The sequence below is a fragment of the Oceanotoga teriensis genome, from assembly GCF_003148465.1.
GTDB classification, from domain to species: Bacteria; Thermotogota; Thermotogae; order Petrotogales; family Petrotogaceae; genus Oceanotoga; species Oceanotoga teriensis.
In genome coordinates, this window is sequence record NZ_QGGI01000020.1 from 1 (window position 1) to 25,568 (window position 25,568).

Below are 25,568 nucleotides of genomic sequence, written 5' to 3' on the forward strand. Positions count from 1 at the left end.
TTGCTATATCTACTCCCACTACTAATGTTTTTTCATCCACTTGTTTTATTTTATTATTTTGTGTATAATTCATTTAGGTTCCTCCTTTGTAAAATATTTGATGGATTCTTGTTACACTTTTATTTTACGGGGAGGTTCCTTTTTTTTCAACCTCTTTCTTTTTTTATTTCAGGAATGCTCCTAAAAAATTAAATTATTTCATACTTACTTGTTAATTCTTCAATTATTGACATCAATTTTTCTATACTTTCAATATCATTTCTATTAATTATTAAAAATTCCCCTATTTTTAAAACTAATTTTTGAACATTTGCTCTTTTTTTCAAATCTCTAATTTCATCTATATCTTCAACATGTGCAAGACCTACGCACCTTCTCATCATTTTACATGATGAAAATCCTATAGAATCATGAAATAAATTTTCAACATAAATATCTCTAAACTCTTTTGATTTATAATACTTATTTGCTTTTTCATCCCATAATTTTTTAAATTTAAATTCAAATAAATTCCATAACTCTATTATTGAATTTTTTAAATAATTTCTAAAATCATTTCTAAATTCTTTTGACACATCTTTACCACCCCAAGAAATATAATTTAAAAGTAAATTTGCGATAACTGCTCCTATATCAAAACTAGAAGGACCATAAAAAGCAAATTCTGCATCAAATATTTTTAAGTCTTTATCATTAATAAAAATAGAACCCGTATGCAAGTCTCCATGTATTAATGATTGTGAATGAGTCATAAATTTTTCTTTCATAATTTCTACATTTGTTATCAATTCATTATTTTTCCAAAAATAATTTTCAAGATAATCTCTTAACTCTGGATTTACATTGTTACTCTCTGAATCATAATAAGGATCTGTAAATACTAAATCTTCAGTTATTTTACAAAGTTCAGGATTTATAAAATTCATCATCAATTTTTTCTTTTCTACAGGATTCATAAAAATATCCGATGTTTTAAATAAAACTTCAGACAAAAATGTAGATAAATTATTTGCAAAATGGTTATATTTTTTACCTGAAATAAGTCCTTTTCTCATTATTTCATAATCAACGAGATCTTCCATAACTATACAACACATATTAGTATCATATTTATATATTTTTGGACACATCCCATTTGTCAAATCATTTTCTATTTTTAAACATTCAGATTCAAATTTAACTCTTTGTCTTGTTAAAGGCCAATTATCTCCAGCAACCCTTAAATAATCAAGAGCTTGCTTAACAATTACACTCTTTTTATTTTTTTTATCTCTAATTCTAAACACAAGATTTAAATTTCCATCTCCTATTTCTTCACAAGATAAAAGATTAATATTTTCAAAAATGTTAGTATTATCATAAACATATTTAATCACTTCTTGATCTGTAAAAGGCTTATAATTCATAAATATTCCTCCTTTAATTATAATATATTTTATAAGTCATCTGTTGTATTACAACATATAACTTTATATAAATTCTATTATAAAAAAATAAAATATTGAAGTTGTATTACAAGTTATGATATTTCAAAATTTCAAAATATACCTATTTAACTTAAATAAATGGTATTTTTCTGTATATGATAACTAATATTTAAATTTTTTAAATACTAATATTAAATAATAATTATTGTATAAATTTGCAAAATTATTAATTTTAAAAGTATATATAACATTTTTCTGTTAAATTTGATTTTAATATATAAAAAATATATAATATAATATAAAGAGGTGATAAATATGATTATTGATTTTAGTTTCAAAAATTTTAGATCTTTTAGAGATCTAACAACATTATCAATGGAAACTAATTATTTCGATGAAAATACAACTTTTAATTCTGAAAAATTTAATTTATTAAAAACTTCTGCAATATATGGTCCTAATGCTGGAGGAAAATCAAATTTTTTCAAGGCTTTTAAATTTTTTAGATCTTTTATTCTTTATTCTTCTACAAGATTTCAAATTGATGATATTATACCAGTTGAAAAATTCAAATTAGACAAAAATTCCATAAAAGAACCTGTTATATTTGAGTCTAAGTTTATTATTGAAAATCATTATTACAGATATGGTTTTTCTATAAATAATAATGCAGTTGAAGAAGAATGGTTATATCATAGACCAAAAGGAAGAGAAGCAAGAATTTTCGAAAGAACTAATGGAGAATTCATAAGAGGCACATACTTTAATGAAGGCAAAGATGTTGAAGAAAAAACAAAATCTAATACTTTATTTTTATCTTCTTTGTCTCAATGGAACAGTAAAACAGCTAAAAAAATCTTAGATTTTATTAAGAATATTAATATTTTAAATACTTCTACAGCTATAGAACCTTTTATTACTATTGATTTAATAGAAAAAGGTATAATTACAAAAGATAATGTTTTAGAATTTTTAAAACTATCAGACTTTGGTATTAATGATTTTAACATTGAAAATAAAGAAATTGATTTTTCTAAACTCCCTAAAGGCATTCAAGAGTTAATAAAAAATTCTAGTCCTGATGAATTTAAAATACCTGATAAATATTTTTCCATAAAGATAAACCCAGTTCATTTTTCGTATGATAATAATGAAAAATCGAGTGTAGTTTTAGATTTTGAAAAAGAAGAATCTGATGGTACTAAGAAGTTTTTTTCACTTATTGGCCCTTTTTTAGCTACTCTAAAAAGAGGCGGAGTTTTATTAATCGATGAATTAGATACAAGTATTCATCCTTTATTATTAGATAAAATTATAGATCTTTTTAATTCAGAATATAATAAAAACAATGCTCAATTAATTTTTTCTACTCATAATACAAGAATTCTAAGAAATCCATCTTTAAACAAAGATAATATATGGTTTATAAATAAAAATAAATTTGGTGTATCAGAACTTTTCTCATTATCAGAAATTAAAAATGTTAGAAAAACAGGAAATTTTGAAAATGAATATTTATCTGGTAAATATGGAGCTATACCTTATATTGAGGATATTTTAAACAGAGTTGATATTGATGGCTAAAAGAAAAAAATTAAGAAAATCTTTAAGTCAAGGTAGAAAACCTGAAAATAAAAATCCTAATACAACTTTTATTATGTTTTGTGAGGGAGATACTGAAGTAAAATATTTTAATTCTTTAAACAATCATCTAAAAGATTCAAATATAGTTATTACTACAAAAAAATCAAATAAAACAGATTGTATAGGCATCCATAAATACGCTGAAAATTATAAAAACAGTAATAATAATGAGTTTGATTATTATTTTTTAGTATTTGACAAAGATTATAATAGTTTTGAAAATATAGAAAAAGTTATGTCAAAAAAAGAATATAAAATATTATTCTCAAATCCTTGTTTCGAATTATGGATAATATTGCATTATAAATTAATAGATAAAAAAACTGATTGTAAAGAAATCATCAAAATGATAAAAAAATTTATTCCAAATTATTCAAAAGGACAAAATGATTTATTTACAAAATTAAAAGATAAATTAACAATCGCTATAGAGAATAATAATAAATTATTAGATAATCATTGTAAATTATATAATCATAAAAATTTTATAAAATTAAATCCTTATACTAATATTTTTGAATTATATAATATAATAAAAAAAGCATGATACTAATTTTTTAGTATCATGCTTTCTTATAAATTTATTTTTTTAATAAATAAGACTTAAATCCTTTAATACCAACAAATTCATCTGCTTCAAAAATTCCTACAACTTTAAAACCAACACTCTTATGAAAATTTAAAGATGCCAAATTCCCTTCAGGCTCTTTATTAACATAAACCAAAACATTTTTACCCGTTAATGCACTTAAATATTCATAAAAAGCTCTTCCTATACCACAACGTTTATACTTTCTACTAACACCTATTTGCTCTGAATAAACACAATCAGATATATCTTCATAAAGAACTGTATTATTTATCATATCATATGGATAATCCCAAGAATACCATAAAAAGCCTGCAAATTCATCATCAACACTTGCTATCAAAAAATTATCTATATTATTTTCAACGGTATTCTTATCTAAAACTCTTATCAAAACCCCATTCTCAACATCGAAAACATTCTTATAATTAAGACTTTCAGATAGATCACATATAAAATCAATATTATTTAAATTTGCTTTAAAAACCTTAATCATCAAATCATATCCTTTTATCGTTTTCGAAATTTCTTTTCTTTTTAAAATGTTTAATAATAAAAACTATCAAAAAAATTAAAAATAAAAACAAAGTCCCAGTAACAGCACCAGATAAATCAATCATGACATCATGTAAAGATGAACCCCTATCATGAAATCCTTGATTATACTCATCTATTGCAGCAATCATGGTTGGAAAAGAAATTCCCATTAAAAAACTGATCAAATATTTTCTACAATAAACAAAAGTAAAAAGAGAAGAAATAAAACCAAGTAACATATAAATGCCAAAATGAGCACTCTTTCTCAATACCGACATTCCAGCAACCCTATCAGTTCCAAACCACCATTGTTTCAAAAAACTTTCAAGATTAATAAACCATTCTTTATTAGTTATATCTAAAGTATTATCTAAACTCTTAAAAAATTCATAAACCGCACCAGATTGATTATAAGATGTTTGTGTATTTCTCGATCCAAAATAAAAAATTACTCCTACCCAAGCTATTAAAATAATGCCAATAATAAAAAACCATTTCTTCTTCTTATTCTTCATATAATTCACCTTTACTTTAATAAATATATATAATATTATATCAAAATAAATTAAAAACAAATGAATTTTTAACGGATATTATAATAGGGGTGGTAAAATGCAAAATGTAATAGGAATAATTCCAGATCTAATAAAGATGGTTGAAATTCCAGGACATGGAGAAGAAAAAAAAGAAATAGTTATGAATGCAATAAGAGAAATACTCAAAGCCTTAAAAATATATCATCCAATTTTAGATATTGCATTATCTATAATAATAGATGGACTCGTAAAAATAATATTTCCTAAAAAAGCTTAAAAAGATAAAAGCCCAATTATTGGGCTTTTATCTAATAGTAATAGAAAAAATATGCATAGTTGGTTTAGATGAAAAAATAATCTTAGAAATATTCTCATCTCTTAAATCAAATTTATTTAAAAACAAATGATTAGAAATATTCTCTTGAATACCTGTATTTCCATATCTATAATCAAAACTCAAAAAAATACTTTCATCAAAAAAAGTTTTTTGACACCAATCCGAAAATCTAAGTGATTCTTTTTGAACTAAACCATCATCATAATATATAATAAAATCACTGCTATAAGATCCATGATCACTTGCTCCTACAATATACAAAAAATTTCCTTTTAAATCCTCTTTAAACAAAAAAGTTTGAGAGGATAAAACAAAATTATCATTCTCATAATTCATAACTTTAAAATAAGAATCATCGAAAGAAAATACTAAATTTTTATCCTTCTTTTTAAATTCCTCATAAGAAAAACTTGCTCCTACAATACCTTCTGGATTATCAAAATTTCCTTTTTTTCTTTCATCATAAGAAACAATTCCATTATTATTATAAACATCTTTTAAATCTAATAACTTACTATTATTATAATCTTCATATTCTATAAAAAATGATGAACCTTTAACTTCATTAGAAAATGTATTCATATCAGTTTTTTTAACTTCAAATCCATCAAAAAAATAATTCAAATCATCTTTTGAAAAAACAAATAAATAATCTTCAGGAATAAGTAAAATCTGATCTATAAACATTTTAGAATCAGAATTAAATGAAAAAGTTATTTTATTAGAATCACAATATAACTTACCACCATAATAAAAACCATTATCATAAGTCAATCTCTGTTCAGATTTATTAGATGAAGAATAAACTTTCAAAAAACTTCCATCATTAAACTCACCAGAAACATATATATAGTAATTTCCTTTAAGTGATTTCAAAAAATTATTTTTTAATACAATCTTAGAATCTGCTTCAATTCTAACATTATTTTTATTATCCATAGAAAAAGAATAAATACCACTATTCAATTTTTCAGCTTCCAAAATTTCAGCAGAATTATATTTTGAAAATACCACATCAGAAAATTTAAAATATTTTTCTGGAATATTGAATAATCTTATCTTAGAAAGTAAATAAGAGATTGTAGACTCTGCACCTGAATTACTATTAACATAAACAGAATGCAATCCATCAAAACCTTCTCCATTATCCCCATACATAATCAAATTAGGATTATTATTCCCCTCAAAAAAACTATATAAAAAAGCCGTATAATAACCATATTTATCTTTTTTAGTGATATTATAAAGCTTAGATGCTGTAGAAATATAAGTTTCAATACCATATGATATCTGTTCATAAAGTTTAATAAAATCTTTTGATTCATAAACAGGGCCAAAAGATAAAATTAAATTAAAAATATTATCAGCATAAAAAATAGCAGAATTTAAATATTTCTCATCTTTACAAATACTATAAAAATCAATCAAAGCCTCTGCTTGTCTACTACCCCAACTATGCCATAAAAAACTATCTTTAGACTCATTATATGCACCCTTAAAAACTCCACTTTCAAACTGTGTACTCATAATACCATCTGCAACTCTCAAAGCAATATCAAAAGACTGTTTATCATTAGTCTCTTTGTAAAACTCTGTAAGTCCTAAAAGAAAAATAGACGAAATATCACTATAACCGTTGATAAGACCGAATTCATTCAAATTATTTTCAAGAACCTTTTCAACACTCTTTGCTGATTTAATCAAAATATTCTTATAATCCCCATCAAACATATATAAACAATTACTTATAGCCCAATAAGCTCTTGCAGCCCACCAAGAACCACTTTTCCTACTCGTTACTCCAAGTTTATTAATAGATCCATCATCAAAAACAAAATTATAAAAATCTCCATCAATATCTTGAAAAGCTAAAACAAAATCCAAAGCTTCTTTAACCCTCATCTTATATAATTCATCATTCTCAATCTTATAAAGCTCTGAATAAACTATAGCAACTCTTGCAACATCATCTACACAACTAACTCCTTCTTCAGAAACTCCTTTTTTTATATAATTATTTCCAATATTATCTGCATAAATCCAATAACCATAAAATTCTTCATCCTCAATCAAAAATTTATCCCTCAAAAAATCCAAATGATTCAAGTTTAAATCCACAGAAAAAGAAAAAACAATAATGAACAAGAACATAAAAAAACAAAAAAATTTTCTCATAAAAACCTCCAAATAAAAATATTAGAAGACTAATAAAAGCCTTCTAATAAATACTATTTAATTGTAACTGATTGAATCTCTAAAGATCTATTATTCAAAAATTCAAAAATATTTTTTACATTTTTTGTGCCATAAACAGAATAAATTCTATCAAATTCAACAATATCTCCCGCCTTAAATTTCATCATCAAATTATCTCCAATTTCCTGATCTGAAGTACCATTAAATACTCCTTTTGTAGGTTCATACAAATTAAATTCATCTGGCATCCATCTAAAAAATCCATCTCTAAACTCTCTACTCTCATACATCCATGAACTACCCATTATAAACTTCTTAAAATCAGAATATACAACAGGTTTAGTTGGTAAAATTTCTACTGCAGCAATATTAAGCTTATCAGAATAATTCGCCCTAAAATTTTCCATACTACCAAAAAGATAAGATGCTCCCCACCATAAAGGACTATTAGCTTCACCAGCATTAAAAGCTATATAAGGAATATCATTAAAAAACTTTATAGAATCTCTTTGTTTCCAATAATCTACAGATCTTATACCTAATTGCTCTGCCCAAACAAGTCTTCTAAAAACAGGCAAAATATGCAAAGAAGAATCATCCATAGATAATAATGGATTAGTAGCCATAACTTGAAGCTTCATCAAATCAACATAATTTGTAAAATAAAACTTATTATTTACAACAACATCTCCTGTATAAAATACAGTAGAAACTATCTCTTGATTAAAACCAGGAAGATCATCATAAGTCAAAACAGATTTAACACTAATTGACACAGCTCCTGGATCACTAACTTTCAAACTTTTAACAGAAAATCCATTAGAAGTATTTTCCACATGCTTTCCTAATTTCCCATCGATATAATAAGAACTTCCTGACCACCCAGCAACTCTTGCAGTACCTATTTCATTAAAAATATTACCTTCATTTCCATCAAAAGAAATAAAACTTATTAACCCTTTATTAGAAATTTTAAAAGAAAAATTTTTATTATTGACAATATAAGAATCATCATCATTAAGAACTTCAAAATTACTATCAAAATGCAAAACATCCATATCAAAATCATCACTAACGACTAACCTTGCTTCACCCTTAAAACAAAAACTAATCAAATCATCAGAAGAAATTCTATCATTAGAATCCATATCAGTTATCTGATAAACAATATCCTTATCATTAACATCTTTAATTCTCAAAGAATACCAATTAGCATCAAAATCTTCACCAAATTTATCTAAAAGTTCAGAAAAAGTAAAAACTTGTGGAATATCTAAACCAGTTTTCTCATCACTTCTAAACACTAATTCTCTGAACTCAGAAAAAGAAACAATAGAAATCAAACAAACAATAAATATTAATAAAAATTTTCTCATAAAAACCCTCCTCTTTTTGTAAACGCTTACAACAAATATCATGATAAACTTTTTATAGAAAAAAATAAAACCTTAAAAAAATCGATTAAAAATCATTAAAACGCTTTAAATTCAATTAATTTAATTTTTTGATATTTTTATAATATTTTAACAACTCTAATAACACAAAAAGATTCCACAAATCAATATTTAAATATAATCAACTTTATTTACATATAACAAGCCATAAAAACCAATAATTAAATTTTACAAAAAAAGAAAATAATGATATATTTAAAATGATAATTGTAAACGCTTACAAAAAGGAGTTAAAAATAATGTCCACAATAAATGATGTTGCTAAGCTTGCCAATGTTTCAATAGCAACGGTATCAAGAGTATTAAATAAATCAGAAAATGTTTCAGAAAAAACAAAAATAAAAGTTTTAAAAGTAATAGAAGAGCTTGGATTTGAACCTTCAAAAGATGCCAAAAACCTTGCAACCTTAAAAAATAAAAATATATTAGTATTAACAAGCGAAAGAATATTAAAAATAACAGATCAAAGAAAAGATTATGGAATCGATGAATTTTATAAAGCAATTTTGATGGGAATAGAAGATGGATTTAAAAACACAAAAACCAAAATAGAACTAAAAAATTATGATCAAATAAATGAAAATTACATACAAAAATTCGATGGAATAATAATAATAGGATCAGATCCAATACCAAATTACATAGAAAGTATAAAAATACCGATAGTACTCTTAGACAATTATATACCTGGAAAAGATTATAACTGTATAGTAAGCAATGGATATGATGGAGCATACTTTGCAATAAATAAAATGATAAAAAGAAATTATAAAAAAATATACCATTTACATGGTTCATTATCTTATTATGGATTCAAAACAAGATATGAAGGCTATAAAAGTGCAATGCAAGATAATGGATTAATGCCAGAAACCTTTGAATGTGATGAAACAGAAGAAAGTATAAAAAATGCTTTGAATATACTTTTAAAAAAACAACCTGAAGTAATATTCACTTCAAATGATCCAATAGCTTTAATCTTAATAGATCTCTTAAAAAAGAAAAAAATAAAAATACCTGAAAAAGTTCAAATAATAGGCTTTGATGACATAATACAATCAAGTATATCAACACCAAAATTATCAACAGTAAAAATCTTTAAATATGAAATGGGAAACAATGCAGCTTTAAGAATAAACGAATTAATAAATGGCATAAATGTACATCCAGTAATGTCATCTGTGTTCACAAAATTTGTTGAACGTGATACGACAAAAAAAGAGGAGGGCAAACAATGAAAAAAAGTATCATTCTTATAACACTCATTTTAATGATGAGCATAACAACATTTTCAAAAACCAAAATAGTATTTTGGACAGCTCCAAATCCCAATCAAGAAGTATTTTGGAAAGAAATGGTTGAAAGATATAATTCACAAAGCAAAGATATAGAAATTCAATGGAGTACAATACCTGCCGCTGGAAGTTCTGAAGAATCCATACTAACAGCAATTGCTTCTGGAAGGGCTCCTGACATATCCACAAATATATTTTCAGGTTTTGCAGCTCAATTATCAGAACTCGAAATACTCGTACCTCTAAGTGATATGGAAGGATTTGATCAATTAATAAAAAACAGAAAAATGGAAAATATAATAAAAACATGGGAATATAATAAAAAATCATATATAATACCCCTTTATTCAAATTCAGTACTAATGTGGTGGAGAAAAGATATATTAAAAGAATTTGGTTGGGAAACACCGCCAAGAACATATTCAGACATATATAAACTCTCAAAACAAATTCAAGAAAAAGGCAAAAACAACTATTCAATAAGAGTAATTCAAGGTAGAAATTGGAATGATAGATGGTTTGATTATATAACATATTTTTATGCTGCAACACAGGGACAATCTTATCTTGATTTAAACAAATATAGAGCCAACATATCTGGAGAACAAGCAAAAGAAATAGCAAAATTCATAGAAACAATGTTCCAAAACAAATGGACAGCCGTCGATCTTGGTGAAGCCGCCTTTTATAGAGGTTACATTGCAGGAAGTCTTAAAGGACCTTGGGAAATAGCTTATGCAAAAAATCAATTCCCAAAAATATTCGAACAAATAATATTATCTACACCACCTGTACCAGACAACTATCCAAAAGATAAACCAGTATACACATTTGCCGATTCTAAAGGATTAGTAATATTTGAAACGAGCAAACACAAAAAAGAAGCTTGGGATTTTGTAAAATGAATATTCTCACAATCAGATTTCGACAAAAAATGGCTTGAATACACACAAATGCCTCCAGCGAGGGAAGACTTATTAGAAAATAATGATTTCAAAGAATTTTTCGAAAAAAATCCATATGCAGCAGAATATGCTAAATATGTAAAATATGCAATACCACCAGCACAAACTACAAAAACAGTAGATATACAAGACGAAATGACAGTAAATCTAATAGAACCTTTAATGTATGGCACAAAAAATTATGAACAAGCTATAAAAGATGCCACTAAAAATATCAACAGAATACTATGGTAAAGAAGGATAAAAAATGAAATCAAAAAATAATCTGAAAAAAAGAGAGGCAAGAAAAGGATTTGCAATATCTTCAATATATATAGTATATGCAGCTATATTTTGGGGCTATCCTTTTGTATGGTTATTCATACTTGCATTTTCAAAATGGAAATACATAGGAACACCCAAATTCTATGGCTTAAACAATTTCATAAAAGTTTTCACAGATCCAATATTTTGGCAATCATTCTCCAATGTTATGAACTTTATGATATATTTTATTCCATTGGTATTAATAAGTTCATTATTATTTGCCATGGGAATGAAAAGGTTAAAATATGGAAAAACCTTTGTGGGATTAGCCTTTCTTTTAGCCAATATATCATCTGGAGTAGCATATTCGATAATGTTTTCAAAATTATTCTCAGAAAACGGCCCTTTAAACCAATTAATAGACAAATTATTCGGAGTTAAAATACCTTGGTTCACAAATCCACAATTTGCTTTATTCTCAATAGTTCTAATAGTTCTTTGGAAATTTATAGGATATTATGGATTAATACTATACTCTGGACTAAATGGTATACCAAGAGAAATATATGAAGCTGCCAAAATAGATGGTGCTACAAAATGGGAAAGCTTTAGATATATAACACTTCCATTATTAAACCCATCAATAGTGATGATACTCGTACTATCTATAACATTAAGTTTTGGAATATTCACAGAACCATATATGATAACCGGTGGAGGACCTATGAGAAGCACATTAACACCTATGATGTTAATGTATACAACAGCATTCAACAAAATGAACCCAACATATTCTGCAACGATGTCAATAATAATAGCTATCATAAGTTTTGGAATAATATGGTTAACAAGAAAGATAATAGAAAGAGATGTGAGTCTCACATGAAATCAAAAATAAATAGCATAATAATACATATAATAATGATATCTTTAGCTTTAATATGGATATATCCATATGCATGGCTTTTTATATCATCTGTAAAACCTGCAGATCAAATATATGATAATTTTATACCAACAAAATTCACATTAGAACATTATAAATTCATATTAAACTCTGCAGAAAAAATGGATAGACCTTTCATAAGAGGATTTTTCAACAGTCTATTCGTATCATTAACAGTAACCTTAATAGTAATATTCACATCAGCTTTAATATCATATGCATTAACAAAACTACAATTCAAAGGAAGAAAACAAATAATAAACTTTATAATATTTCAAATGGTATTTCCATCATTCATGTTCACAATTCCAATGTACATACTAATAAGAAATTTAGGCCTTGTTGATACATACACATCATTAATAGTACCAAGTATGATAAGTGGATGGGGAATATTCATGATGCAACAAAGTTTCAAAACAACGCCGAATGACTATATAGAAGCAGCAAAATTAGATGGTGCAAAAGATCTATGGATAATATTCAAAGTGATGATGCCATTAAATAAATCTGCAATATCAATAGTAGGTTTATTCACCTTCATAGGAATTTGGGACAATTTTATGTGGCCTTTAATAGTAATGAAAGATTACAATAAAATGCCTTTATCCGTATTACTTGCAAGCTTTAACACACAATACGGAGCATATCTCGGACCAGTACTTGCTGGGTCTGTAATACAAACATTACCTATGGTAATAATATTTATACTATTTAGAAAATACTATCTTGAAGGAATATCAATATCATTAAAATAATATGTGAGGTGTATTTTGTATGGATCCAATATTAAAGAGACATCCCCTAAGCCCTTTATTTGCCCCTAACCCTATGCATTTATGGGAATCAAAATATGTTTTTAATCCAGCAGTTGTATACGATGGAGAACTTTTTCATATGTTGTACAGAGCTCAAGGTGCAGATATGGTATCAAGAATGGGATATGCAGTAAGTACAGATGGAATAAAATGGAACAGAATGGAAAACCCTGTATTCGAACCAAAAGAAAACAATGAAATGTATGGAGTAGAAGATCCAAGACTCACTCATATAGATGGAAAATACTATATGACATACACTGCATATTCACCAGAAAATATTTCAATAGCACTTGCATCAACTCAAAATTTCATAACTTGGAAAAGACATGGAATAGTAATTCCAGAATCACCAAATAAAGATGCAGCAATATTTCCAGAAAAAATAAATGGAAAATATGTAATGTTTCATAGATTAGAACCAGATATGTGGCTTGCATATTCAGATGACTTAATAAAATGGAATAATTATACAAAAATAGCAAGTCCCAGAAAAAATAGTTGGGATAATGTAAAAATTGGTGTGGGTGGAACACCAATAAAAACAGAATATGGTTGGCTTGTACTATATCATGGAGTAGGAGAAGGTCCAAGATTAATATACAGACTCGGATTTATGCTCTTAGATCTAAATGATCCAACAAAAATTCTTAAAAGAAGTGAAACTCCTTGTCTCGAGCCTAAAGAAACATGGGAAAAATTTGGCGGTGTTCCTTCAGTAGTATTCTCAGATGCAATAGTAGAATATAAAGATCAATACTATGTATACTATGGTGGAGCAGACAATTATATAGCCCTTGCAACGATAAAAAAAGAAGAAATTAAAAATTGGATAGAAAATTAAAAAATTCCCCTTTAAAAGGGGAATTTATACTTTAACAACAAAGTTTAAATAATCATTCAAAAAAATTTTTAAAAAATAATTCATTATTTTTACTCAGATCATATTTTAATTGCCAAGTTTTTCTACTATTTTCACATAAATTATTATAAAACTCTAAATTACTAAATCTATTAAAGATGAAATTAGAAATCTCTTCATAAATTTTTTTATTAAAGGGTTCTCTCAACAAAAAACCATTATCAAAATTAACTATTTCACTTATCCCACCCACATCTCTTGCTATAACAGGTATTCCAAAAGACATAGCTTCCATAATAGTAACAGGTATTCCTTCAGAATCACTCATATTTATAAAAAAATCTGCATCATATTTTGAATAAAATTCTAAAATTTTAGTATTCTCTACAAACCCTAAAAATTTAAAACTATTTTCAGGAAGTTTAATTTTTGCATAATTTTCCATTTTATCTCTTAAATTTCCATCTCCAATATGAATCCAATCAAAATCAAAAGACACCGTCGATAAAAAATCAATTATAAGATCCAATCTTTTATTATAATTTATAAAAGAACAAGAAACTATACAAATTCTCTCTTTATGACATATTTTTTTCCTTATATTATTATAATTAAAAGATCCCAACCTTGTGACAAAATTTTTAGACCTTTTATCCTCAGTTATTTTATTATTATAATAATCTAATCCAAATTCAGAAATAAAATGAATCTCATCCAAATTTTTATCTATAAAATCTCTAAAAGGTAAATAATTCATAGAATTTCTTTCTGTATACAAATCATATCCATGAGCTCTTGAAACAATTTTGATGATATTAAAATCTTTTTTAAACTTAGAAAAGTTAGAAATACAATAAGCACCTCTCGTAAGCCAAAAAGAATATAAATAGATATCATCATCAACAAATTTTTTCATGTTTTTATAAACAAATTCTTTTGTATCTAAATAAAAAAGACCATAATAAATAATATAAATAAATCTTTTAATTCCTGTCATACTAAAACTACAATTATTTTTTATCTCTTTAAAAACTTCTTTAGAAAATATCCATCTCCAAAAATCAAATTTAAAAATATTCAAAAAAGAATACTTCTTTGAATTATAATATTCCATATCATATTTTTTAGATATAGCTTTAAATTTACTCTCATCGCCATGATAAGAGATCACTATAACCTTATCAAAATATTTTTTTAAAACCTCTATTTCGTTTTTAAAAAAAATATCATTAAAACTACCTGGAAAAACAAATATTATTTTCATAATCAACACTCTTTATATTCTTAATTTTAAAAAAATCATAAATAATCAACAAATTCACCTTTAACAATACCTTCCTTAGCAAGTCTATCTGCAATATCATTATTGACATCATTTGAATGAGCTTTAACCTTAACAAAATCAATATCAATCTTATCCTCAACACTATTCATATAAGATTTATACAATTTAGTCAATTCTTTATTGGCTCTCCATTCACCATTAACCCATTTTGCAATCCCTTCATAATCATGATAAATCAATACTTTATCAATAGAATTATTAATACAAAAATCAATGGTAGCAACACAGGCCATAAGCTCTCCAGCAACATTTCTTGAACTTACAAATCTTTCATCATTACCCTTAAAACTCAAAAAATGTTCTTCATCATCAAAAAACAAATAAACTCCCGAACCATAAATCTTCTTGGCACTATCATAACTTCCATCTATATAAGCTTTCCAACAATTATTTTCATCAAACTTAATCATAACCTCATCTTCAATAAAATTGTAAGCTTCTATCTCATTATCAAACTTCTTAAAAATAGCTCCTTTAAATCCATCAACTTGAGCTTTACACTCATTCCATGTATTATAAACACCTTTAATTCTACCATTTTTTACAGCATAAAAATATTTTTTCAACTAAAATCCTCCTAAAAATAATAATTACTTATCATCTCTTTTAATTTCTTTTCCCTCAGCATCATAATTTACTTTTGTAAGTTCAGATTTGACAAAATTATCATTTAATAATTTAACAAACAAATCTTGTGATTTTTTAGTACTCAATAAAATCTTATCCTCTTCATCATAATCAAATTCTCCTTTCAAAAAATCATTATTCTTTGAAAACTTTATTATTTCTCTTTTCTTGACCTCAAAAACTGGAGAATCCACATTTATTTTTGATAATTTTCTTGAAAAAGTTAAATCTCCCTCTTCAATTCTCTTCCTGAGTGGAGCATCTTCAACCAATATATCAAGTTTTTTTATTTTATCCATAGACTTCTTGGCATTCTCTTTAATAATAGCATCAAAACCGAAATAAGATTCAAGAATTTTTAAATTAATAAAATATAACTCATCATCAACCATAAAAAAATCAACCTTAGTATCAACATTAAAAAGGTTCTTATCTATCTTTCTAAATCTATTTGAATCGGGAAAAATAATAAACCTTTTATCATTTCCATAAACATTAATTGCATAACTTTTTCTGACAGAATAAAAATTTTCTTTCTCACTACCAAACTTAAAAATATAAAATCCAACATCTTTAAAATCATCATCTTTAATATCAAAAAAATCTTCTTCATAAAGACTTATATTCCTAATCAAATCCAAAAAAGAAGCAAGTTTATCTGTATAATCAAGATCATACTTAAAAATAGCATTTTTAGTATTTTCAAAAGAACTTATATTAACAATATTCTGACTATCCTTAAAAATTTTCAAACTATCCTCACAAACATTATGAGCCAAAGATTGTAAACTGTTATCTATCAAATCAATTCTTTTAAGAACTTTACTACTTTTCAAAAAAAAGTATAAATTAACAGAATTAATACCTTTAGGTTTTTTCAATATTCTTTTAATCTTTTCTAATCCAGATTCGATCATCTATTTTTCCCCCCATATATAATATCATCACTCAAAAGTTGATAAACTATATGGTCATCTACATGAAGATCATCTTTAGATATCAATATCTTTTTTTGAACTTTATTCTTACTCTCATATTCAACCCTATAAATCTTAAAACCATAAATAGCCAAAATGGGATTAGAATAATAAAGATTAGTTCTAATATAAATAACACCTATAAAAAATAATAAAATAAAAGTTATTAAATAATTTCTTTTATCTCCAAAATTTACAAATATCAATGGCATAATATAAGTATAAAAAAATGACATATACTCAAAATTAATACTCTCAACTTTTTTTAACTCCACTGAAAGATTTCTCTTAACTAACATCTTTTTAAAAAGATAAAAAGTAAAAAGCCCAATAAGCATGAAAATAATCAAAATAATTCCATATAAATTAAAAATTGAATCAAGACTTTTTATATTCATATCTTTATCAAAGCAATTCAAAACAAAAAATATACCGAATAAAATATCAAGAGATAAAAAATAAAACCCTATTTTATAAAAATAATTAATCTTTTTTGAAAATTTCATCTTATATCCCTCCAAAGATAAAAAACATCATAAAACAGCTTTTTTAACAATATCTGAAATCTTTTTTTCTGTATTTTCATTCAATTCAGTAAAAAACCATGCACATTCCATTAAATTATCTTCTTTTCCATCTTCAACAGAAAAATAAGCATGTTCAGTCAAACCAAAAGTCATATACTTATCAGCCCTATGAAATATTAACACTGGATCTCTTTTAGACTTTGCATAACCCGGCATACCATACCAAAGTCTTGGACAAAGATCGGGCACACTATTTAAAATTATTTCATGGACCTTTTTTGCCAAAATTTTATACTCTTCATCCATAGCCTCTATCTTTTCTAATACAGCTAATTCATCTTTACTTTTCATCTTTATCCCCCCTATCAATAACATCAATATTATATAATATAATAACAAAAAAGCAGGGCAATGCCTGCAATTATCTTTGAACATTATTGATTATTTAAAATCTTCAAAAAATCTTCAACTCTTAAATTAAAACTACCATTTTGATTGAAATATCCTTCTTCAAAAATCCATTCACCATCTTTGAAAAGATATCTTCCGGGTTTTCCATCTATATACATTTGTGAATTATCATAAGAGCCAAATATAGCTTGAAGTTCATTAACATAAAATTTATTATCTAAAGTTTCAAAAATATCTATATCCATAGATCTAAAACCATTCTCATCTGTAATTCTTTTTACAAGATTTAATAACTCTTCTGGTGGTTTAACCCAACCCACTTTACCACTACCAGAATGAAACTTACCTTTCGCTAATTTTTGATGGCCAAAAAAAGACTCTCCTATTCTTATAATTCTCCACTCCCATTTAACATCGAGCTTTTCTTGAAATATTACAAAGTTATACTGTTTATCATCCATAATTGGATAACTTAATTTAAATCTCGTTTTATACCATTTAGTATATCCAAAATTAAAAAACTTCCATTTTGTAAATATTTTATTAATAATTTTTTTCGCTTGATTTTTATTCATAAATTTAATTCCTAAAGCTCCACTACCTATATTAGGTTTAAAAACTAAAGGATATTTATCATATTTTTCTACAAAATTTAAAGCCTCTTCTTTATCATAAAAAATCCAAGTTTTTGGATGAGGAATATCATTCAATTTTAAAAAATAAGCCATGTTTTTTTTATTTTCATATATAAACAAAGAATAATAATCCGGATAAATAGGTTTTTTTAAAACATGAGATATAAAATAAAGTTTTTCATCATACATCCTTTTCCAAACATCTTTAGCAAAAGATGGTCTAACTAAAAAACCATCACAATTACTTTTTAAAATATTATCAATCCAATCATTTGAAATTATATCTATAATTTCATAATCAACTTTTAAATCTTCACAAGCTTTAATATAATTACTCTCATAACCAGAAAATTCCTTTAAAATCCCTAATTTCAAATTCTTTTACCTCCCCCTCTTTAAAACATTATAAAAATCCTCTAAGTTTCTACTATAAACATGTTTACTAAAAGATCTGCTAATTTCAAAACTTGAATTTCTATAAAATAAAGAAGGAGCATTGTTAACTATATAAAAATAAATTCTATCTTCCTTATACAACGGATTATCAATACTCGTATATCTACTACCCTCAATTGCATTTCCTGCATCTGCTGCTGCATCTATTATTAAAGCACCTTTTTTTACCCTTTCAAGATCTTTTTTATTAATTATATGTTTATCAGAATTATCAACTTCTATACCATTTATTATAATATCATAATCATTTATTTCAGAAATAAATTCATTCATAGTTTTCCTATAAAATAATCTAACATCTGCACCAAGTTTAGAAATAAAACTATAAGCTCCTTGAGAAACATTTCCAGGAGATAATACAGCAACTTTAGTATTAACATCTGGCATTTTTCCATAAGCCATTAAGGCTTGAAATACAGAAGCATAACCAGCTATAACACTATTTCTTCTTATAAAATTTTTAGGTATAAAGTCTATACTATATTTATTATTATCATAATAAATAGTTGGATAAATATTATCTAAATCCACTATAACAAGTTTTTTTACATTAGCTTGATTTTCCATAAAACCTCTTCCAGATCCCGTTGGATGCGTCCAACCAATTATCATCTGACCCTCTCTTATAAAATCATAATCCTGAGGCTGCATTAATTTCAAATTAAAAATAGCTTCACAATTATCAAAAATCTCTTTTCTGCTCAATATTTTACAGCCTTTTTTTTCATACTCAACATCAGAAATATCAAGATTATTTCCAAAGCCCCTTTCAATGAAAATATTCTCTTTAAAATTTTCTATATGTTCTGGTAAAAGTGCAACTCTTCTTTCATTGGGATAATTTGGAATTATAAAACCTAAATTCATAATCAACCTCTCCTCTTTATAATATAGTTATAATATTATAACTTAAAAAACATAAATAAAAAAGCTTTAAAGCCTTTTTATTTTTTAAAATATTTTCTAATTATATTCTTTTCATCTTTTGTTGAAAATAAAAAATAAACTAAAAATAATATTCCATAATTAACAAATCCCAAAATTATTAAATATAATAAATTTGTAGAAAAATTTCTATCTATATAAAAATTAAAAAAGAAAATTATTAAAGAAATTGGAAAAAGTTTCAAATAACTCTTATTATACGGATTTATTTTAAGTATAAAATAAACTTCTAAATATTTTAAAATATTAACTATAATAAGAGAAACTCCTGCTCCAATAGCTGATCCTATTATTCCGTATTTTGGAATCAATAAAATATTCAAAAATATATTTAAAACAGCTATAACTATACCATTTATTAATGAATACTTTTGATTTCCCGACATAGAGAGCAAAGATTCATTTGGTCCAACAGAAATAGATACAAATTGAGCCAAGGATAAAATTATAAGAGTTTTAAAACCAATAACATATTCTTCTCCAAAAATATTTAAAACACTTTTTGAATAAACAATCATCATAATAACAAGAGGCAAACTCAAAAATATAATTATTTTTGTAATATCAGAATAAAGTTTTTCCAGTTCTAATCTCTTATTATTATTAAATAAATCAGCTACATTCGAAACAAAAATAGAATTAAAAGAAACATAAATAAATATCAAAACTCCAGATAAAATCTGTGAAATAGAGTAAATTCCAGCACTTTCAGAATTTAGAAAAACTCCTATAATTATAGTATTAACATATCCCATCATAAACTCTGTAAATCTTACAAACATGAGATAAGAAGAATATTTAAACAATTCTTTAGAATCTTTTTTATTCGATTTAAAAATAAACTTTAAATTTGGAATTAATTTAAAAACTCTAAAAGAACTGAATAAAAAGACAAATAAAATTGCCAAAAACATAGCTGCAAAAAGACTATTTAAAGGATTTAAAAAATATATCAAAACAAAAAATATCACGAGTTTAACAATTCTTAAAAGAATTTCTTCATAAAAAAAGAAAACCGAAGGTTTCTTTACACCTCTTAATAATCCGCCATTCACTTGAAAAATAGTCATAAAAGGTATTGCAAATGCTATTATAATAATATATTCTAAATTCTCAAATTCAAATACATTCGATATTGGAACTCTTAAAATATAAAACAAAAAACTTGCTATTATACTTATGAAAACACTTATTTTAATGGATTCAGAGTAAAAAGAACTAACTTTATTAAAATCATCTTTACCATACCACTCTCCCACAAATCTTATAATACCACTATTCAAACCCATGAGACTAAAAATAGTAACAAAAGATATAATAGTATTTGCAATAGAGTAAACGCCAAAATCTGAAGGTCCTAAAATTCTTGCAAATATAAAAGAATTCAAAAAACCTAAAAAATATCCGAGTATTTTAACTAAAAAAGTTCTACCTGCTTCTCTAAAAATAGACATTATTTTTCACCTTTTTAATCTAAATTTATCCAACTTCCAATTAAATAATCATGTTCTTCTTTATCAAATGGGGCATAACCAGAACCATCATAAAAAGTTATTTCGCCAAAATAAAGCTTATCATTAACAACAAACCAATCAATTCTAACATGTGCTTTATTTTGAGCTAATTTTTCAGAAAGCTCTATCATCCTATCGAATTCTTTTGGTTTTTCTTTTATACTATATGATGAATCTTCATCATATCCTTGAGTTATATCAGTCTTATTCCAATCAATATCATAAATATCCTGTTTATGGTTGGCAAACCTGTCCATATGAACTTCTATAAGCTTTGCTTTTCCATTAAAACATAACACCTTATAATCATCAGGAGTCTGATCATTATCAGAAATAAACTGCTCACAAACAATTCTTGGTTTAACATTTTTATATGGCCATTCTCTATGAACCCAATAATAGTTTCTTTTCAACCATTTTTTTGAATCTTTCTTCAATTGTTCATAATCTATTTTACTTTTATCTTTACAAATAAACACACTACCAGAATCATGAGTATACTTTAAAACAAATTTATTAGGTAATTTTGAAAAATCTATATCTTCAAAACTATCCCAAACACCCAATAAAGGAATTAAATATTCAGATCCTATAGTTTCAGCTATATATTCTCTAACCCCATATTTATCAACTAATTTAGTATATTCAGGTTTTCTATCATATAATTTTAGCCACTGTAATTTTTCATTATAGGTTTGAACATTATCAAAATTTAGTTTTTTATTCATCATCAACTTAAATTTTAATTTTAAAAATAATTTATCTGGCAACAATCTAAAAATTTTAAAATAAGAGAGTATATATATAATACAAACTTTTGGCTTCTTAAAAAATTTTATAATCTTATTCAAAATAAATCTTCCTACCTTTAAAATATAATATTTTATTCCATAACTTTTAAAACATAATCTTCCCAATCTTTAAATATTTTATCGGGAGTAAAATCCTTAGATTTTATTTTCAAATTATTAGAAAATTTATCTAATAATTTATCATTTTCAAGTAATTTCGTTAAATATACTACAAGCTCTTCAACATCTCCAACTTTAAATAAAAAACCATCTTCCCCATGATTAATAAGATACTTTGGACCACCACAAGGACAATCAGTTGAAATAACAGGTATATTCAAAACCATAGCTTCCATTAAAGCATTTGGCATACCCTCATAATCAGAAGAAAGAACAAAAATTTTAGCATTTTTTATCTCTTCCTCAATATTTTCTTTAACTCCCATAAAAAAAACTCTATCTTCTAAATTCAAACTCTTAACAAGATTCATAAGCTCTTCTTTTTTATCTCCATCACCATACAAAAGTAATTTTTCATCTGGAAATTTATCCACTATCTTTGAAAAAGCTTTGATCAAAATATTATGATTTTTCTGTTCTTGAAGTCTACCAACTGTAACTATATTACTTCTTTTCTCATCATTTTTGACATTATAAAATTTTTCATCAACTTGATTCAAAATTATTTTTGACTTTTTTTGAATCTTTTCAGAAAACCAACTCTTAGCATCTTCAGTTTGAAAAACACATCCATCTGCTTTAGGATACAAAATCTTGGCAAAAAATCTATAAACAAAATTTGGATATTCTCTATTTGGATCATTTCTAACAGAAATTATATTTTTTACCTTCAAAAATCTTGTAGCTAATATAGACCTAAAGTTTGGTTCTGCTAAAAATGAAATAACTAAATCCGGATTTTCTAATTTGATAATCTTTCTCAATCTAAAAAGTCTTCTCATATTTTTAGCAAAAAAATTTCCACCTTCATCGCCATCTTCAAGATTCAATCTTTTAATACTTTTCTTTAAATCATATTCTTTAACAGTTTCAAAAGAAGTTGTAAATACAACATCATAATTTTCCGAAAATCTATTGGCAAGATTAGTTAAAACTCTCTCAGCACCACCACGATTTATAGTATTCATATAAAATAATATTTTTTTTCTCATACTCATACCTCAAAATAAAGATTTTTATAAAAATCATATAATTCTTTAACAGAATTTTTGATATCAAAACCACTATTTTCAACATATTTTTTCATATTTTTTCTTTCATGATTCCAAAAAGATAGAATCTTATCCGCCCAATATTCAGAACCCTTCATCAAAGACTCTGAAATGATATTAGGTGTTATAAATACCTCTTTTGTAACATTATCAGAAACTATACAAGGCAAACCAGATGCTTGAGCCTCTATAACAGTAACTGGAAGTCCTTCCCATAAAGAAGGAAAAACAAAAACATCCATTGCTTGCATATAATCATATACATTAGAAACAACACCAATAAAAAAAATTTTATTCAAAATATTCAAATTCTCAGCTTTCTTTAAAATATTATTCTTTAACTTTCCATCCCCCAATAAAAGCAAGACTGAATTCGATTTTTTCTTCAAAACTTCCAAAAAAACATCTATTAAAAAATCATGGTTTTTAGGCTCTGTAAAACTTCCAACATGACCTATCACAAATTTATCTTTCAAATCCAAAGAATTCCTAAAAAAATTTCTCTTATTTTCATCAAATATATATTTATCAGTTTCAATGGCATTTTTTATCACCTTATAATTATTTCTCTTTATTACATTCTCTCCAAAAAGCCATTTACCAGAATCATCAGAACAAGAAAATAGATAATCGGCTATATTCCTAATAGGATATTGCATAATATCCTTGACTTTTTTCTCTATAAAATTTCCTCTTGATGATGTACTATGACTGTGAGATATTGTCATTAATCCATATTTTTTAGCAATCTTCAAATAAATAGAAGCCGTACTTCTCATATGGCCATGAACAATCCTATATTCTGAATGATTAGAAAAAAAATCATTCCATGCTTTTTTATATATGAAATGATTCTTTCCATTATATCTTGGGACAGAAAAAATTTTTCCACCAAGATCTCTTATTTCATTATTAAAATCACAATCTTCATCAGTATGAATAACAAAATCAAACTGAATCTTCGATCTATCCATATTTCTATATAAATTCATAACCATGCTTTCGGCTCCACCTCTATTTAAAGCCCCTAAAACATGTAAAACTCTTATAATATCAGACATAATATTAACCTAACCTTTTAGTTTCAATCCCTTGAATATAAATCTCTTGTATATATCTTATTCTCAACATCTTTCAAATCATCATTCATTCTATTTGTAAGTATTATATCAGATATACTTTTAAACTCTTCTATATCTCTTATAACCCTCGAATTAAAAAATTTATCTTCTTTCAATGTAGGTTCATAAACCACTACTTCAATACCTTTTGCTTTTATTCTTTTCATAACTCCCTGAATAGAAGATGCTCTAAAATTATCAGAATCTGTTTTCATAGTAAGTCTGTATACGCCAACTATTTTTGGCTTTTTCTTTATTATTGCATCTGCTATATGATCTTTTCTTGTACTATTTGAATCTACTATAGCTCTTATCAAATTATTTGGTACATCTTCATAATTTGCAAGCAGTTGTTTTGTATCTTTTGGTAAACAATATCCTCCATATCCAAATGATGGATTATTATAGTAATTACCTATTCTTGGATCTAAACAAACTCCTTCTATTATTTGCTTTGTATTCAATCCCCTTATTTCAGCGTATGTATCAAGTTCATTAAAAAATGAAACTCTCATTGCTAGAAATGTATTTGCAAATAATTTTATCGCTTCTGCTTCTGTTGAATCTGTAAACAATACTTCTATATCCTCTTTTATCGCACCTTCAACTAATAAATCAGCAAATTTTTTCGCTCTTTCACTTCTTTCTCCTACAACTATTCTCGATGGATAAAGATTATCATACAATGCTTTTCCTTCTCTTAAAAATTCTGGAGAAAATATTATATTTTCTGTATCATATTTTTCTTTTATCTGTTTTGTATATCCCACTGGTATAGTTGATTTTATTATCATTACCGCATTTGGATTTATTTTTATTACATTTTCTATTACATTCTCTACTGTTGATGTATCAAAATAATTCTTCTCTGGATCATAATTCGTTGGTGTTGCTATTATTATATATTCTGCATCTTCAAAAGCTTCTTTTTCATCTAATGTTGCTTTTAATTTTAATTCTTTACTTTTTAAGTAGTCTTCTATTTCTTTATCTGCTATTGGTGATTTTTTATTATTCAACATATTTACTTTTTCTTCTATTATATCTAAAGCTTTTACTTCATTCTTTTGTGATAACAATACTGCCAATGATAACCCAACATACCCAGTTCCCGCTACAGCTATTTTCATCTTTT

26 protein-coding genes are annotated in these 25,568 nt (G+C 25.5%); 9 read left to right on the forward strand and 17 right to left on the reverse strand.

Annotated elements, in window-relative coordinates:
- Positions 1 to 188 precede the first annotated feature (188 nt).
- A complete protein-coding gene (gene mtnK, locus C7380_RS11270) occupies positions 189 to 1,406 on the reverse strand; it encodes an S-methyl-5-thioribose kinase (protein ID WP_109605979.1) in 1,218 nt (405 codons plus the stop codon).
- Between the two features lie 336 nt (positions 1,407 to 1,742).
- On the opposite strand from mtnK, the gene C7380_RS11275 reads away from it, so the two are divergent.
- Positions 1,743 to 3,011: an AAA family ATPase gene (locus tag C7380_RS11275; RefSeq protein ID WP_109605981.1), complete on the forward strand. Its 1,269-nt coding sequence runs from the start codon at positions 1,743 to 1,745 to the stop codon at positions 3,009 to 3,011.
- Positions 3,004 to 3,618, forward strand: coding sequence for an RloB family protein (locus C7380_RS11280; protein ID WP_109605983.1), 615 nt, complete (start codon positions 3,004 to 3,006; stop codon positions 3,616 to 3,618). The genes C7380_RS11275 and C7380_RS11280 overlap by 8 nt, the downstream gene beginning before the upstream one ends.
- A gap of 34 nt (positions 3,619 to 3,652) precedes the next feature.
- Here C7380_RS11280 and C7380_RS11285 read toward each other — a convergent pair whose 3' ends face one another.
- Both C7380_RS11285 and C7380_RS11290 read right to left on the reverse strand, forming a co-directional pair.
- The gene (locus C7380_RS11285) at positions 3,653 to 4,156 is read right to left on the reverse strand and encodes a GNAT family N-acetyltransferase (RefSeq protein WP_109605985.1); all 504 of its coding nucleotides are present in this window, start codon (positions 4,154 to 4,156) and stop codon (positions 3,653 to 3,655) included.
- A 4-nt stretch (positions 4,157 to 4,160) separates the two neighbouring features.
- On the reverse strand, positions 4,161 to 4,712 hold the full coding sequence (locus C7380_RS11290) for a VanZ family protein (protein WP_109605987.1): 552 nt from the start codon (positions 4,710 to 4,712) through the stop codon (positions 4,161 to 4,163).
- 97 nt (positions 4,713 to 4,809) lie between these two features.
- Between C7380_RS11290 and C7380_RS11295 the strand changes: the two genes are divergently transcribed.
- The gene (locus C7380_RS11295) at positions 4,810 to 5,010 is read left to right on the forward strand and encodes a hypothetical protein (RefSeq protein WP_109605989.1); all 201 of its coding nucleotides are present in this window, start codon (positions 4,810 to 4,812) and stop codon (positions 5,008 to 5,010) included.
- Positions 5,011 to 5,037: 27 nt separating this feature from the next.
- On the opposite strand, the gene C7380_RS11300 is transcribed toward C7380_RS11295, so the two are convergent.
- Together C7380_RS11300 and C7380_RS11305 are read right to left on the reverse strand one after the other, a co-directional pair.
- Positions 5,038 to 7,143: a YyaL domain-containing protein gene (locus C7380_RS11300; protein ID WP_146192169.1), complete on the reverse strand. Its 2,106-nt coding sequence runs from the start codon at positions 7,141 to 7,143 to the stop codon at positions 5,038 to 5,040.
- A 155-nt stretch (positions 7,144 to 7,298) separates the two neighbouring features.
- Positions 7,299 to 8,642 (reverse strand): hypothetical protein, encoded by a 1,344-nt coding sequence (locus C7380_RS11305; protein ID WP_109605993.1) that lies wholly within the window; start codon positions 8,640 to 8,642, stop codon positions 7,299 to 7,301.
- A gap of 317 nt (positions 8,643 to 8,959) precedes the next feature.
- Here C7380_RS11305 and C7380_RS11310 point away from each other — a divergent pair, with 317 nt between their 5' ends.
- The 6 genes from C7380_RS11310 to C7380_RS11330 are packed head-to-tail and all read left to right on the forward strand — an operon-like array spanning position 8,960 to position 13,834.
- Positions 8,960 to 9,958, forward strand: coding sequence for a LacI family DNA-binding transcriptional regulator (locus C7380_RS11310; protein WP_109605995.1), 999 nt, complete (start codon positions 8,960 to 8,962; stop codon positions 9,956 to 9,958).
- Positions 9,955 to 10,920: an ABC transporter substrate-binding protein gene (locus C7380_RS11315; RefSeq protein ID WP_206050595.1), complete on the forward strand. Its 966-nt coding sequence runs from the start codon at positions 9,955 to 9,957 to the stop codon at positions 10,918 to 10,920. The genes C7380_RS11310 and C7380_RS11315 overlap by 4 nt, the downstream gene beginning before the upstream one ends.
- A 48-nt stretch (positions 10,921 to 10,968) precedes the next feature.
- Positions 10,969 to 11,214 (forward strand): hypothetical protein, encoded by a 246-nt coding sequence (locus tag C7380_RS13690; RefSeq protein WP_206050596.1) that lies wholly within the window; start codon positions 10,969 to 10,971, stop codon positions 11,212 to 11,214.
- 13 nt (positions 11,215 to 11,227) lie between these two features.
- Positions 11,228 to 12,112 (forward strand): carbohydrate ABC transporter permease, encoded by an 885-nt coding sequence (locus C7380_RS11320; protein WP_109605997.1) that lies wholly within the window; start codon positions 11,228 to 11,230, stop codon positions 12,110 to 12,112.
- The gene (locus C7380_RS11325) at positions 12,109 to 12,930 is read left to right on the forward strand and encodes a carbohydrate ABC transporter permease (RefSeq protein ID WP_109605999.1); all 822 of its coding nucleotides are present in this window, start codon (positions 12,109 to 12,111) and stop codon (positions 12,928 to 12,930) included. The genes C7380_RS11320 and C7380_RS11325 overlap by 4 nt, the downstream gene beginning before the upstream one ends.
- Before the next feature lie 19 nt (positions 12,931 to 12,949).
- Positions 12,950 to 13,834: a glycoside hydrolase family 130 protein gene (locus C7380_RS11330; protein WP_109606001.1), complete on the forward strand. Its 885-nt coding sequence runs from the start codon at positions 12,950 to 12,952 to the stop codon at positions 13,832 to 13,834.
- Positions 13,835 to 13,886: 52 nt separating this feature from the next.
- Here the strand turns inward: C7380_RS11330 and C7380_RS11335 are convergent, their stop codons facing one another.
- From C7380_RS11335 to C7380_RS11390, 12 genes are all read right to left on the reverse strand, one after another.
- Positions 13,887 to 15,116 carry a glycosyltransferase gene (locus C7380_RS11335; RefSeq protein WP_109606002.1) on the reverse strand — a complete coding sequence of 410 codons (1,230 nt, stop codon included), beginning with the start codon at positions 15,114 to 15,116 and terminating at the stop codon, positions 13,887 to 13,889.
- A 35-nt stretch (positions 15,117 to 15,151) separates the two neighbouring features.
- Positions 15,152 to 15,763 (reverse strand): ribonuclease H1 domain-containing protein, encoded by a 612-nt coding sequence (locus tag C7380_RS11340; protein WP_109606005.1) that lies wholly within the window; start codon positions 15,761 to 15,763, stop codon positions 15,152 to 15,154.
- A 24-nt stretch (positions 15,764 to 15,787) separates the two neighbouring features.
- Complete coding sequence (kwaB, locus tag C7380_RS11345; RefSeq protein ID WP_109606007.1) at positions 15,788 to 16,741, reverse strand: anti-phage protein KwaB; 954 nt, start codon at positions 16,739 to 16,741, stop codon at positions 15,788 to 15,790.
- Positions 16,738 to 17,307, reverse strand: a complete 570-nt coding sequence (gene kwaA, locus C7380_RS11350; protein ID WP_109606009.1) for an anti-phage protein KwaA — start codon at positions 17,305 to 17,307, stop codon at positions 16,738 to 16,740. Before kwaA ends, kwaB begins: the two co-directional genes overlap by 4 nt.
- Before the next feature lie 27 nt (positions 17,308 to 17,334).
- Positions 17,335 to 17,679, reverse strand: a complete 345-nt coding sequence (locus C7380_RS11355; RefSeq protein WP_206050597.1) for a DUF1801 domain-containing protein — start codon at positions 17,677 to 17,679, stop codon at positions 17,335 to 17,337.
- Between the two features lie 83 nt (positions 17,680 to 17,762).
- Positions 17,763 to 18,749, reverse strand: coding sequence for an ATP-grasp domain-containing protein (locus tag C7380_RS11360; RefSeq protein ID WP_109606010.1), 987 nt, complete (start codon positions 18,747 to 18,749; stop codon positions 17,763 to 17,765).
- A gap of 6 nt (positions 18,750 to 18,755) precedes the next feature.
- Complete coding sequence (locus C7380_RS11365) at positions 18,756 to 19,697, reverse strand: Rossmann-fold NAD(P)-binding domain-containing protein (RefSeq protein WP_109606012.1); 942 nt, start codon at positions 19,695 to 19,697, stop codon at positions 18,756 to 18,758.
- Positions 19,698 to 19,774: 77 nt separating this feature from the next.
- On the reverse strand, positions 19,775 to 21,229 hold the full coding sequence (locus tag C7380_RS11370; RefSeq protein ID WP_109606014.1) for a flippase: 1,455 nt from the start codon (positions 21,227 to 21,229) through the stop codon (positions 19,775 to 19,777).
- Positions 21,230 to 21,243: 14 nt separating this feature from the next.
- On the reverse strand, positions 21,244 to 22,140 hold the full coding sequence (locus C7380_RS11375; protein WP_109606053.1) for an ATP-grasp fold amidoligase family protein: 897 nt from the start codon (positions 22,138 to 22,140) through the stop codon (positions 21,244 to 21,246).
- Positions 22,141 to 22,172: 32 nt separating this feature from the next.
- Positions 22,173 to 23,252, reverse strand: coding sequence for a glycosyltransferase family 4 protein (locus C7380_RS11380; RefSeq protein ID WP_158274892.1), 1,080 nt, complete (start codon positions 23,250 to 23,252; stop codon positions 22,173 to 22,175).
- 2 nt (positions 23,253 to 23,254) lie between these two features.
- A complete protein-coding gene (locus C7380_RS11385; RefSeq protein ID WP_109606019.1) occupies positions 23,255 to 24,373 on the reverse strand; it encodes a glycosyltransferase in 1,119 nt (372 codons plus the stop codon).
- A gap of 23 nt (positions 24,374 to 24,396) precedes the next feature.
- The gene (locus C7380_RS11390) at positions 24,397 to 25,563 is read right to left on the reverse strand and encodes a nucleotide sugar dehydrogenase (protein ID WP_109606021.1); all 1,167 of its coding nucleotides are present in this window, start codon (positions 25,561 to 25,563) and stop codon (positions 24,397 to 24,399) included.
- Positions 25,564 to 25,568 lie beyond the last annotated feature (5 nt).